Here is a 13,140-nt window from a genome sequence, read left to right as displayed (position 1 = left end):
TCCTTCCTTACCTGATATCCTTTTTCTCCATCAGCCTCAGACCTGCATAAGTGATCACTACTACCGATACCGCCGAGATAACTATCTGTACAGGTGCCGGCAGAGCTATACTCTGGTCACCAATGAGCGACACCGACAGCCACTGACCATACGGGATAACATTTATCAAAGCCCTCAGCACCGCACTTGTGCCATCGCCTGTTATGCCCATGATCGCCTGCATTAATATAGCTGCCATGAACGATGCCTGAAATGACGTTATTCCGATAGCGGTCACAAGACCTTCCTTGTCAATATTCATGCTGATAAGCACCAGCAGCGAAAGATTAGCCATATTGTAGAAAATCATCCTGACGATGCACAAAGCGATCTCCCCTGCATCAGGAAGAATATGTGCCCCCAGCAGTGCTGCTGTTGCCCAAACTGCTGTCATTATAAGCATTCCCAGCGCCACCGCACCGAAAGATGCATAGTATATCTCATGCCTTGTTTTGCCGCATATCAATTTGTTGCGGATAGCCCCGCCAAAGTATTCAGCGCCGAGAAATATCGCCGTAAACAGCGAGAAAAACGCAGGTATGCCAAGACTTGCCAGCTTGGCACATTCAAAATCATTATGGATATTGTGCAGCGGAAGAATCTCAGCACCGTTTGCCGAGATATAGTATGTTATGAAAAATGCCGCCGCCAGACCGAATATATATAATTTATGCCTGAACATCCTGGCACAATATGACCTGAAAAGTTCTGTCATCGCACTTTCCTCACTTTATGTCCTTACGGCAGAAATTAAGCAGACCTGCCGATGTTATCACTGCTATAGCCGCTATATCTGTAATTATCATTTTTGTCCCGTTTTCGGGATATCTGTCCTCAGACAGGATGCACACCTGACTCTGTGGGTCGGTATCGTATATCACGCCGAATATCTTCAATGCAAGTGTATCATCTTTTGTCATTTCGATGACTTTGCCTTGTTCTGCCGCAAGTGCTTTTTCCGCCTTGTCTTCTGTTATCACCTGATATGACATCATACCTGCCGCGAACACTGCCATGGTCAGGAACATCGAAGCTGCCACCGCGTAGGATTTTGAATTAACTATCGTGGTCACGAAAAGCGCCAGCGCAGTATACACAGCTATAATGCACAGTATTATCGGCTGCATACGCAGTATCTCGCTGAGTGGTGTGGAATACATACCATACAGAGGTATCGCCACGGCTGATGCGGCAGCCATACAGCCCAGCTGCATGATGACAGCACCGATAAATGCGACGATGAAGTCCGAAAGATATATTGCCGTTCTCGAATGCCCTGCCATTATTTTATTGTTTATGGTCTTTTCAATATAATCCTGACCTATCAGCACCGACACGAAAGCCCCTATCAGAAGTCCTATAAATACCAGTCCCGAATTATATACGCCGTTGAGGGGTTCTGAGTCGGGAGTCCTGTTCTTTAATGAGACAAGTACTATGAACAGTGGGTATATGACCATTAAGCCCATGCCTATTTTGAATACCAGCGACCTGAACATTCTGCTTAACCCCATAACTATCAGACTCGTCACTTCTCCTCGCCTCCAACCAGAGATATATAGAAACTTTCAAGGCTCTCGTCCTTTTCTGTCATCGAAACTACTTCACAGCCCTGTTCACTGAGCCTTCCTGCGGTCTGCGAGAAATTCAGCTTTGCAAAGACATCTGCAGTTTTATCGTCAAGTATCTTGTAGTCGATGCCCATTTCGTCCAGCACTCGTGAGAGTATGCCCGTATCTGTCACTGTCATTCTCACGCATTTCCTGCAAGCCGAATCAAGTTCCTCCGCGCTCATCTCACGCACTATCCTGCCGTGATCAATGAATCCGTAGTGTGTCGCCAGCTTTGCCAGTTCATCAAGGATATGGCTGGATATCAGTATAGTCATGTTTCTTTCACGGTTTAGTTTCAGTATCAGTTCACGTATCTCGATTATTCCCTGCGGATCAAGACCGTTTATAGGCTCATCCAGTACAACAAGGTCAGGATCACCACACAGCGCTATTGCTATTCCCAGTCTTTGCTTCATGCCCAGAGAAAAGTTCTTTGCTTTTTTTCTGCCTGTATCGACAAGCCCAACAAGATCGAGCAGTTCGTCTATGCCGTCAGTATTTGGAAGACCGAGTACCCTGTACTGCTGTATGAGATTTTCCCTTGCTGTCAGGTCAAGGTATATTGCAGGAGTTTCTACCACTGCTCCCATTCGCCTTCTTGACTTTACGATATCCCTGTCGTTATTCTTTATGCCGAATATCTCAAAACCGCCCTCAGTAGGTCTCTGAAGACCTGTTATAAGACGTATCAGCGTGGTCTTGCCTGCACCGTTCCTGCCGACAAAACCGTAAATCGCGCCTTTGGGGATATTCATGGTCACTCCGTCAAGGGCGGTAAAGTTTTTGTATTTTTTCCCGAGTTCTTTTGTTCTGAGTACGTATTCCATTTTTGTCTCCTCTTTTTTACTTTGCTCCTCACACATTTTTTCTGTTTCTCATATTCTCCGATGCGAAGAACACAGCTTCCGCAAATGCCATAACTGCCAGCGAAGTGAACATCACTGCCGCAAGATATCTTGCATTGAATATCCATAGCCCCACAGAAGCCGTTACCATAAGCGCCGCCATAACCGCTGCGACGGATGTCAGGCGACACACGATCTTCTGATGCTTCTCATTCAGCATATCCTTATCCATAAATGCTATGAATATCAGCAGTGCGGGCACTGCAAGTCTGCTGTCATATTCCGCCGACATTAAGAATCCTACTGCTGTCGCCGTCGATATGACTGCCGAAACTGCTTTTGTCAACAGATAAGATAAACCCTTTTCAGATGTGATGTTTGCCATTTTGATTACCTCCGTGTTTTTACTGATGGGCTGTTCCCCTTTTCTGATATCAGTATAACACACAATTGTCAAGATAGCGGCAAAGAAAAAGTCAAGATTTGGTCAAGATATCATCAGCGCATCTTGAAGCCGATCCCGTACACAGCTTCAATATAATCATGACCGTTCACAGCTTCCAGTTTTTTGCGCATATTGCTTATATGCTGTTTTAAAGACCTCTCGGTGCAATCGGGGGTATCTATGCTTATCTTATCGAGTATCGTCGTTCTGCCAACAGGGGTGTTCGGGCTTTGCATCAGCAGTTTCAGTATCGCACACTCAGTCCTCGTCAGCCTGATCTCTTCACCGTCAATCACGGCGGTCAGCGTATCGCAGTACAGCGTCAGATCACCGAATGTCAGCGCATTGGTATCACCTTTTGACTGCGCCATTCTCAGCTGAACGGCTATCCTTGCAATAAGTTCGGCTATATTGAACGGCTTTGTAACATAGTCAGAAGCCCCTGCCATAAGCAGCCCAACCTTATCGGCAACATCAGCCTTTGCACTCACTACTATCACGGGTATGCCCTTTATTTTTGGCAGAAGTTCTTCTCCGCTCAGTCCCGGAAGCATCAGGTCAAGCAGTATCAGGTCAGGCTTTTTCTGACCGACCAACAGCAGAGCCTCGGTACCAGAATAAGCCCTTGAAACCCCGTAACCCTCCTTACGCAGTGCTTCCTCCAGCATATCGCCGATATATATATCATCATCGATGACCAGAATATCCTGCATGAACTTTCCTCCTGTTTATTAAATCTCAACACGAAAAAATTATATCACATTATCCTTAAAAAGTAAAGTTTTTGGTAAGCGTATAAACCCCCGCAGCCTTACAGCCGCAGGGGAAAAGAGAAAATTATATAACGTTATTACTTATTCAAATGCTCAGTCAACACGCCATATTAGTTTGGTTTTATTGGCAGGATCACTCTGGCAACCTGAGATCATGAGATTATTTCATTTATCAGGCCTTTCATCCTGCTGTAAAAATAATAATAGTCCTCGCAGGGATTGCGGAGAAAGTGTTGCAGCACATCGACATCCTTGATTATCTCATCAACTGTTTTTTAGACGACTCTTATCCTCATACATTTCTTTATCTGCTCTTTTGAATACATCGAGCAGGCAGTTGTCTTTATTGGGTATATAATCTGCACTGCCGACAGCAATAACTACACAGCCGTGCAGCTTATTGTATTCAATTTGCTCTCTTATTTGTTTTTTGAGCTGTACTCTGTTTTCGTAGTCGCTGTCTTTCAGAATGCAGGCAAATTCATCTCCGCCTATCCTGAAAACGGGTGAATGTTTGAATGTTTTGCATATCAGCGATGAGCCTGAGCGTATATATTTATCACCTTCGTCATGCCCGAAATTGTCGTTTATCTTTTTCAGATCATTTAGGTCAAAAACGAATACAGAAAAATCCTCACATATATTTTCTTTAATAAGAGCATTCATTTTCTTTTCTGTATTACTATATGCAGATTTGTTCTTTACACCTGTAAGCGAATCTTTGAATAGTGCTTCTTTCATTTCGATCTCTCGGCGCTTTTGAGTATCTATATCCGTAACACCTATAAACACAGTTCCTTCGTTTTCATCTGTGCCAATTATTGTTTTAAGACGATGAAATCTTAGAACATCTCCCTTTTCGTATCTGTAATCAAAGCCGAAAAGTTCGCCCTCATCAAGCTTTTTCATGAATGACTCTTTACTGAACATATCACGAAAAAGCACACGGTCTTCTTCGTATATTATTCTGCTGCAGGCTTTTTGGCAGTCGTTGAAAAAGTTTGTGCCCTTGTTCTTTATCGAAAAATCCTTGTCTGCACTTTCACGCTGATATTCTATGTAACTGCCGTTCTTTGTATCAATGCAGTATATATACTGATAGTCATTAGCCATAGCAAGGGCAAGCCTCGTTTCGGTAAGGATAGCATTCAGGTTTTTAAGTATATCAAGCGTTCTGACGGCTGAGCTGAGCTGATAGGTCACAAGCTCAAGTTCATCTATAAATTCAGAGCTTTCCGGTTCAAGAAGTGCCAATCCGTACTGTGTCTGCGCAGAGAACAGATCTGCTGCTATCAGTATCCTTGTACGGTCTGATACGAGCCTGGGATTGTTAAATACCTCATAGGTGCTTATTGACTGTTCTTTCTCGGGGATATTAATACACTCAGTTCCATAGCTGAATGATTTAAAAAGCCATTTTACTTCATCCGGGTATTCTGAATCATTATAATGTTCGACAGGCTTTTCAAGAATATAATGAACACATTTTTGTTCATCGATAACAATTTGTTCAAAACCATAATTGTCATCATACGTCGAAATAGCTTTCTTAGGACAGATTTGTAAGCAAGCTCTACAACCACAGCATCTATCTTTCTCAACTATTGTCATATTAACTCCTTCAAATTTTATTGAGTTTCTCTGAAAGTAAAGTTGAGGAAGTTCCATCTGTATGAGGTAAAAATACCATCTCAGAGCCAACTGTTTTTAATTTCGCTTCAATTTCATCATACATATTGGAGCCTTTCCAATCACTTCCATGAAACAAAGCATCAAAATGCAATTCTTCCCATGCAATAAGTTTATCCATACTGGTCTGAGGAATCACCTTGTCAACATACTTAATTGCATTAACAATCTCGCTTCTTTCTTCATACGGAATAATCGGTTTTTTATGTTTATACTCAGCAACCAATTCATCCGTTGATACTCCCACAATCAAATATTCACATTGTTCTTTAGCTCTTTTTAATATATTTAAATGTCCGATATGAAACATATCAAAAACTCCTGTAGTATATCCGATTTTATATTTTTTCATCATATCCACCTTAATTTCTTGCAAATCTTTGGAAAAACCAACCTCTTATTTTGTTTGGCATTATAATCTGCAATATTAATCTTTCACTAGTGCAATATCAAAATATTCAGCATTATCACCCGCATAAACACACATTGATACGGAAAATTTTGTATTATTATCCATCAAAAATCTCCTATTTGACATTTACCAATAAGTTCTTTTGCTTCCAACTGTTTTTTTTCATATTCATTTTGTTTAATTACACCTGAATGTAACAAATAATCACCCAAATCCATAGCAGTAACCATATCCCTTTCGGTAATTCCCTCACTCTTAAATACCTTCATTACTGTATCAAGAACGATTTTGACATCACCTTTGAATGTAATACCGTCATCTATGTACTTGACATCATACACAAGCTTATCTTCCCACAGGATGTCATTCCTACCGTTGACCTGTGCTAGTCCTGTAAGCCCTGGAGTTACATTATGACGCTTTCTCTGTTCAAGCGTCATAAACACCATATCTCTGACAAGTAACGGTCTCGGACCGACGACCGCCATATCGCCCTTAACAATATTGATAAGCTCAGGAAGTTCATCTAGACTTGTTGCCCTAAGCGCCTTTCCAAACTTTGTAAGCCTTATGTCATCAGGAAGCAGCTCGCCGTTTTCATCACGAGCATCAGTCATCGTTCTGAACTTATATAGCTTAAAGATTTTCTCATCTTTGCCTGGACGTTCTTGAGTGAATAATACAGGTGAACCAAGCTTGGTTTTTACTAGAAATGCTATTACAGCAAGTATCGGACTAAAAACGATCAGCGCACCAGTACTCAAAAAGCAATCTAGCGGACGTTTTATAAATTTTTCGTAAACTCCGTAAGTCTTGTGCTTGAGTTCTTTACCATAGTTTTTTAGTTCTTCAATTCGCTCTTCTATAAATGCAACTCCAGCAACCATTGTAGATAAAACTGTAATGCAACCAGCGATTTTGAAAAAAGGCTTCAAAAACTTGTTCATTCAAAACAACTCCTGATGATCTGAATAATAATGCCCTGCTCCTCCGCAGTCATCTTGTTATCGGACGGCAGACATAGCCCCCGTTCAAAAATATCTGCACCTACATCTAACATACCATTCTCCTTGATGTAGGCATTACTTCTCGCTCTGCCATTACCGTTTGCCGTAATGAAAGCATTGCTGCGATAGATAGGCTGCATATGCATGGGTTTCCAAATTGGACGTCCCTCTGCGTTGTAATTCGCCAAATTTTCAAGAATTTCTGTAGGGCAGGTCTTGCCTTGTTCGTGAATATACAACACATTCTGTTCACCACGTACCTGCTTGCACATCGCATCTTTGTCGATAAGCAGACAACTCAACCAGAAGTTAGGCTCGCTATTCTTTTCGTCATAAGGATTCATGCTGACAGGCAGGCCTTTGAAACCTTCCTTGTAACGTTTGTAGATAGCTTTTTTCTGAGCTATATGCTCATCAAGATACGGTATCTGACCACGGACAATACCCGCAACGATATTGCTGATACCAGGCAGCGTCCTCGCGACTCTGAGTGCTCCACTTTCGGACTTTATCAGCGTCTTCTCTGCTGTCGGTCAGGAACATTCCGCCTGCAGAACCTGTAATTATCTTATTTCCGTTGAACGAGATACAACCGTAATCACCAAAAGTACCTGTCTGCTTGCCCTTATAAGTGGCACCCAAACTCTCTGCTGCATCCTCAACTATCAGCGCACCGTACTTATCGCAAACAGCCTTTATCTCATCGATCTTTCCCGGAGTACCATAAAGGTGAGCAACGACTACCAGCTTTACATCAGGATAGATTTCAAATGCCTTTTCAAGGGCAATGGGGTCCATGTTCCATGTGTCAGCTTCAGTATCGATGAAAACAGCTTCGCCATCCTCGTAAGCGACAGGATTGACAGTAGCATCAAAAGTCATATCAGAGCAAAATACTTTATGTCCTTGAAGAGTTCCGCAATTAGGCTTAGGCATTCCATAGAGCTTTTCACCTGCAAGTTTTACTGCTAAATGCAGCGAAGCAGTTCCGCAGGAAAGGCCAACAGCATATTTACAGCCGACATACTCTGCAATCTGCTTTTCAATCTCGTTTATGTTCGCGCCTACTGTACTTACCCAGTTGGACTCTATCGCATCATCGACCCATTTTTGCTCATCACCATGCATGGTAGGAGACGAGAGCCAGATCTTTTTTTCAAAAGCTTTTAAATCCATTTACATACTTCCCCTATAGTATTATTTCAATGTTTCTTCACCAATATAGTTCAAAGGCTCAGTAGTTTATTGCTTTTCAGGAATAATGATTATCATGCCATTATCCGAATTATACGAAAAAATTACTGTTATAGCAGCAGTTCATAATCATCTTTAAAGTATTGCTAGTTAATGAAACTTAACTAGTTATCACAAAAGCTAATAATAACCTATGAACTGAATTTTTACAAAGTATTTAATACTAAATTTTATATAATTACCATTTTTCGTAAAATACATCATTTAATGTAACAGTGTAGTATAATTAAGAAATAACAATAAACACACCATTACAATACAATAGTATATCATCATAAAAAGATAATGTCAAGTTAATTATGTACTGTTTTGTGAATATAACATAAAAAGCGCAATAAATAAGTGCAATTTTGACATAATTTAAATTGAAGAAGTACATATGAGGATGAGACCCACATACTTACACAAGGAAGAACAATGAAAAACAAGACTTGGGTTGGAAAGAATTAACATAAAACGTCAACCAAAATTGTTCTATGAAAAAAACAAATAAGAGTCTCAGAACAAACAATTACTCACGTACTTGACCATGCCAAAGAATGACAAAATAGAAGTACATTTGCTGAAATGAAACCTACAGAAATAGAATAGAATCTGTAATATAGTCTATCAAAAGTCACACTATCATGCACGTTTTCAGAGTTTATACCCGGTAAGCTGTGCTTATAGCAGGCTGTCTATGATGCATAAAACAAATCATTTATTGCGCTCATCTTCATTGAAAGACCGCAATAAATGATTTAAAAAATTGACATTATCTCTTGACATCTGCCCGAGTATAGTTTATAATAAGATTGTAACTAAAAATATAAGATTTTATAAAATTGTAAAATCTTATATAAAAAAGAGGAGGTATTTTCATGGTTAATTTCAAGAAAAAAATTGTAAGTTTAGCAGTTGCCGCACTTATGATCGGAACAGCTGCAGGCACAGGTACAGCTTTTGTTGTTTCTGAACCGATCACCGCATCTGCCTATACAGTATGGGACGGTTACAATTCACCTACCTATATCAAGGCTAAGAGCGGCTTGAACATGCGTAAGGGTGCAGGTACTAATTACGCGAAGATCACCGCTATCCCATACGGAACATGGGTAACTACCACTAAGCTTTCAGACAATGGCTGGGCTTACGTAACCTACAAAACCAAGAATAAAACATATAAAGGATGGATATTCCTCAACAATGGTCAATACGCTGAAGTTTATCTTGACTTTGATTGAATAATTTGATCCACAAGGGGCTGTTTCTGCAACAGCCCCTTTATTGCGCTGTAAAGAGCGGCTGTTTGATGAAATCGGTCAGTTTATGCACTTAAATGCACAAACTGACCGAATAATTAAATATTTGCTTCATACTCGATCGGGTAGTCGTATTCTTTATATTCGTTTTATTCCTTCTTCAAAAGATTTTCAAAGGCAGATGCTCATATCCTAATTCGTAGCAGTTAACTCGTCATTTTCACCGATATAATATTATTCCCCAATATTTTTATCCGGATGCCGTCCGTCATGTACCTTCCACGCACATTCCGTGATAATCATATCGGTATTAATTGGCTTGAAGTTCGATTCTTCGTGACTGAAAACAAATATCCGGAAGCTTATAATGCCTTTGCCTTATACAAATTCATATCAGTTTCCTCAACAGTTCTCGCATTCTTGGTGTAATTAAAAAACAATATTCCGCGGGCTGTCCTACGCATGACCAATAAACGATAACATTATACAGTTCATCATCTAACAGTATCTTTCTGGTTTCAAGCCATAGTTTATCTATATAATCTTTATCATTGGTAAATCTGAGCATATCATCAAGTCCCTGAATGATCATATTACTCAGTAATTCCTTATCTCCCCATCTGTTGGAATCCATTTCATCAGAGTATTTCTTATAAAACTCAATATAATCCTCTGTTCTTGTATAATCACCTGCACAGAACTCCCAATCCTGATCGTCTTTTTCAGGGAGTCTCACGCCGCATTCTTCATTCAGTCTTGTTACTAAATCAAACATATTATCACCTCATACTTTATGATAATCGCCGCAGTATCGCAAGTATGTTATATCCTCAAACAGATGATCTGCTTCTTTGCGGAAAAACATCTTTGTACGGTGCTTCGATATGTCTGCATTGTAAAGATTTATAGTTATTCTGATATAGTACCATTCACTATCAAAAGTGACTGATCGCTCATTATATACGATCCTTCCGTATTCACCGTCTTTAAGTGTCATAACAGATTTGAAATGCCTGTCACCGGTATGTGTTGTATAAGGAGAATAGAAGATGATATAGTTTTCGCCATCTTTATCAATGTACACTCTTTCACTTACTTTGAAATGACTTGAATACGGGAACACTTTTACTTTCCTGATACGGTTATCGTGAAGATAATACTCATTTCCGTCAAGGACTATATCATCGTTATCAGGTATGTTTTTAAAACACACTTCGTTTATCTTTCGCATTTTTTCGCCTGATCGACTGTCTTTATCATATTTTATCGTTATCATCTGTATGAATAGCATAGTAATTCTCCTGTTATGCCAACGATCTGCAAGTTGCGTTCCTTCGCCGTTTTACCTTCCGTAAAGTTCGTTCCTTTCAGAACGACTTTCTTTCCGAATTTGCGTTTTATCAAAAATATAGCTTACTGTAAAGCACATCTTCAAGCAGATCAATATCATTCTTCAGTATAAATGATATCTTACTCATTTTTGCTCTCAAATCAAACGCACTATAGATATTTTCAAAACTTATGATTTATTGCATTATAGCATATTTCATTGGTTAAATCAAGTGAAATCCGGGATTTTGTGAGGATGATTTCCGGATAGTTGATGGTGGATATCTCAAAATGTGGTTCTTTTTCGGATGTATTGTGGTATAATTACTCTGATAATTTGAACATTAAGTTTGCCTGACAAAGTAATGATATTATTTCTGTTTTCATTTTCTGCCTACAAGCAATGATGAACCGCTCAGTCCGAGCAGAACTGCTTCAGCTTTTGTCATGAACATACCGTTTGTAGTGTCGATCAGCGTCACTTTATCATAGCCCTCGTCATACAGTTCGCTGATAAACTGCTGCATATTGCCGTAACGAGCCTTTGTCATAATATCGTGAATAGCAAATGTGCCGCCTTTTTTCAGCACACGAAGAGTTTCTCGCAGAAGTTCCTGCTTATTTACACCTGAGATGTTATGATAAACATAATTGCTTGTAACTGCATCAAAATATTCATCGGGATAATCCAGTTTGCAGGCATCGCCCTGATGAAATTCCGTATTCTGAACGCCCTCTGCATCTGAATTTTCCTCACAGAGATGTTTACTGAACGACGCATATTCCTTGCCCCAGCGGTCAATTCCTACCATTCTGCCCTGTGGGTTCCGCTTAGCACACGCAATAGTAAGCGCACCGCTTCCGCAGCCGACATCCAGTCCGATACCGCCTTCGGGCAAAGTGAAATATTCAGCAGTTCCCTCAACGATATCCTTTGAAAGCTGCCGTTTGCCGTCATAAGAAAACTTTCCGTGTGCATAAACACTCCAGGCTGTCATCGCACCGCAGATAAGTGTGCCTGCACCAGCTGTTCCGACAAGCGCCTTTTTAAGATCCGTATTCAGATCTGTACACATCAGTGCTGCTGTTCCTGCACCTAAAATCGCTGTTCCTGCGGTAAATGCCGTTATCATTACGTTTGGTACCCAATTCTTGTAATTTGCACTCATTGATTGCACTCCTTTACCATTTATATTTTATTACTATGATCATTTTTGTTATATATTTCACGATATATCGTATGATACATCATAATTCCAAGCCATATCAGCATACTCTCGCTCATCAGACCATTTGTAAATCCAAGCCGGAATGCACTATCCGACATGAACAGCGTAACACATTTCAACGCAGCAAAGATCAGCAGCACATTGGTGAAAGCCATCCATTTTGGAAATACAGTTTTTCCTGTGATCTGGAGATAAAACCAATAGATAAAAACCGGCAGCATTATACCCTCTGTAACCGGGATCAGCCAGGAAAGCTGTGAAAACAATCCCTCACAGACCGGGAGTGCCAGTTCTGCAAAGCCATTTCTATTCATCCACGAAAACAGCGTCAGAATCATAATATAGAATAGATGCAGAGCGATCCACGGTGTCATCCCAAAAGCGTTAAGATAGTGATAGATTTTCCTTTCTTTCTCATTTTTAATGAAAGACTGCACTGAAAACAAGGCGATCCCATACAGGATAATTCCAGGAAAAGCCAGTGCCATCGCCAGATCATACCGCCATTGTGCGATCAATGCTGTGCCTTCCGTTAGCCAGAAAATATCTCCGGAATGCGATGTATCACCGTACATCATCAGCCAGTCACCGCTGCCATAGCACAGACAGCCGAGTATACCGCAGAGGAATGCGGCTTTTTGTTTTGTTTTCATAGTTCTGCTCCATCCAATCATTTTTTCGGCACATTTTTTATCCAAGCAGCGCACCGATTCCCGCAACGATCAATCCTGTCAGCGGACAGAACAGGAACGTCCAGAAGATTCCGTGTTCCGGTATTGCGAGCTTTTTCCATTCCTTCCATTCCCATCCGGGATGATTTTCAGCGCCCTTTATCAGTCCTTTGTCCTTAACGTAGATGCGTCCGAGAACATCTAGCAAAAAGAAATCACTTATGCTGACGAACATCATTTCAATGTATCCCGTCCAAAACAGATCACAAAAATCTCTGACACCGACAAGATGTGCGCTGAGCGCCATATACATAAACATAAGCAGATAAAGCGGATACAGGACCAGGTGCATTACACGGAGTTCTTTTCTTTTAACATACGGCTTTGCTGCTTTTTTGATACCTTTCGGGAACATCATTGCATAAGCCTGCGGCACGACAAAGAAAAACAGTCCGACTACCGCATTGAACAGTATACTCAGGACAATTCCGTCCAGAATCGTTCTTGACAGGTTCATAGCGACCTCCTATAGTTTTGAAGCACATGACCGTAACCCACACCGAAATACAGCCATTTCAATAAGTATAACAGGG

Annotated in this window: 14 protein-coding genes and 1 pseudogene; 1 reads left to right on the top strand and 14 read right to left on the bottom strand. The window is 40.7% G+C overall.

Annotated features, from left to right (window positions below):
- Positions 1 to 7: 7 nt before the first annotated feature.
- The 9 genes and pseudogenes from RUMAL_RS04245 to RUMAL_RS04205 all read right to left on the bottom strand — a co-directional run bounded on the left by RUMAL_RS04245 (position 8) and on the right by RUMAL_RS04205 (position 7,999).
- A complete protein-coding gene (locus tag RUMAL_RS04245) occupies positions 8 to 754 on the bottom strand; it encodes a membrane protein (protein WP_013497542.1) in 747 nt (248 codons plus the stop codon).
- A gap of 10 nt (positions 755 to 764) precedes the next feature.
- Positions 765 to 1,571 (bottom strand): ABC-2 transporter permease, encoded by an 807-nt coding sequence (locus tag RUMAL_RS04240; RefSeq protein WP_013497541.1) that lies wholly within the window; start codon positions 1,569 to 1,571, stop codon positions 765 to 767.
- Complete coding sequence (locus RUMAL_RS04235; RefSeq protein ID WP_013497540.1) at positions 1,568 to 2,479, bottom strand: ABC transporter ATP-binding protein; 912 nt, start codon at positions 2,477 to 2,479, stop codon at positions 1,568 to 1,570. The genes RUMAL_RS04240 and RUMAL_RS04235 overlap by 4 nt, the downstream gene beginning before the upstream one ends.
- A gap of 28 nt (positions 2,480 to 2,507) precedes the next feature.
- Positions 2,508 to 2,882, bottom strand: coding sequence for a hypothetical protein (locus RUMAL_RS04230; RefSeq protein ID WP_013497539.1), 375 nt, complete (start codon positions 2,880 to 2,882; stop codon positions 2,508 to 2,510).
- Between the two features lie 113 nt (positions 2,883 to 2,995).
- Positions 2,996 to 3,655, bottom strand: a complete 660-nt coding sequence (locus RUMAL_RS04225; protein WP_013497538.1) for a response regulator transcription factor — start codon at positions 3,653 to 3,655, stop codon at positions 2,996 to 2,998.
- 324 nt (positions 3,656 to 3,979) lie between these two features.
- Positions 3,980 to 5,326, bottom strand: coding sequence for a diguanylate cyclase (locus RUMAL_RS04220; RefSeq protein ID WP_013497537.1), 1,347 nt, complete (start codon positions 5,324 to 5,326; stop codon positions 3,980 to 3,982).
- Positions 5,327 to 5,336: 10 nt separating this feature from the next.
- Positions 5,337 to 5,756 (bottom strand): FAD synthase family protein, encoded by a 420-nt coding sequence (locus RUMAL_RS04215; protein WP_013497536.1) that lies wholly within the window; start codon positions 5,754 to 5,756, stop codon positions 5,337 to 5,339.
- A gap of 164 nt (positions 5,757 to 5,920) precedes the next feature.
- Positions 5,921 to 6,763 (bottom strand): sugar transferase, encoded by an 843-nt coding sequence (locus RUMAL_RS04210; RefSeq protein ID WP_013497535.1) that lies wholly within the window; start codon positions 6,761 to 6,763, stop codon positions 5,921 to 5,923.
- Positions 6,760 to 7,999 (bottom strand): annotated as a pseudogene (locus RUMAL_RS04205) (DegT/DnrJ/EryC1/StrS family aminotransferase). Before RUMAL_RS04205 ends, RUMAL_RS04210 begins: the two are co-directional and overlap by 4 nt.
- 938 nt (positions 8,000 to 8,937) lie before the next feature.
- On the opposite strand from RUMAL_RS04205, the gene RUMAL_RS04200 reads away from it, so the two are divergent.
- A complete protein-coding gene (locus RUMAL_RS04200; RefSeq protein ID WP_013497534.1) occupies positions 8,938 to 9,300 on the top strand; it encodes an SH3 domain-containing protein in 363 nt (120 codons plus the stop codon).
- 406 nt (positions 9,301 to 9,706) lie between these two features.
- Here RUMAL_RS04200 and RUMAL_RS04195 read toward each other — a convergent pair whose 3' ends face one another.
- The 5 genes from RUMAL_RS04195 to RUMAL_RS04175 all read right to left on the bottom strand — a co-directional run bounded on the left by RUMAL_RS04195 (position 9,707) and on the right by RUMAL_RS04175 (position 13,064).
- Positions 9,707 to 10,093: a hypothetical protein gene (locus RUMAL_RS04195; RefSeq protein ID WP_013497533.1), complete on the bottom strand. Its 387-nt coding sequence runs from the start codon at positions 10,091 to 10,093 to the stop codon at positions 9,707 to 9,709.
- Between the two features lie 9 nt (positions 10,094 to 10,102).
- Positions 10,103 to 10,609, bottom strand: coding sequence for a hypothetical protein (locus RUMAL_RS04190; RefSeq protein ID WP_013497532.1), 507 nt, complete (start codon positions 10,607 to 10,609; stop codon positions 10,103 to 10,105).
- 421 nt (positions 10,610 to 11,030) lie between these two features.
- Positions 11,031 to 11,816 carry a class I SAM-dependent methyltransferase gene (locus RUMAL_RS04185; protein WP_013497531.1) on the bottom strand — a complete coding sequence of 262 codons (786 nt, stop codon included), beginning with the start codon at positions 11,814 to 11,816 and terminating at the stop codon, positions 11,031 to 11,033.
- Positions 11,817 to 11,836: 20 nt separating this feature from the next.
- Positions 11,837 to 12,529 (bottom strand): DUF6796 family protein, encoded by a 693-nt coding sequence (locus RUMAL_RS04180; RefSeq protein WP_013497530.1) that lies wholly within the window; start codon positions 12,527 to 12,529, stop codon positions 11,837 to 11,839.
- 37 nt (positions 12,530 to 12,566) lie between these two features.
- A complete protein-coding gene (locus RUMAL_RS04175; protein WP_013497529.1) occupies positions 12,567 to 13,064 on the bottom strand; it encodes a hypothetical protein in 498 nt (165 codons plus the stop codon).
- Positions 13,065 to 13,140: the final 76 nt, after the last annotated feature.

The sequence above is a fragment of the Ruminococcus albus 7 = DSM 20455 genome (genome assembly GCF_000179635.2).
Lineage (GTDB): Bacteria > Bacillota > Clostridia > Oscillospirales > Ruminococcaceae > Hominimerdicola > Hominimerdicola alba.
This window is presented reverse-complemented; position numbering and strand designations above follow the sequence as displayed.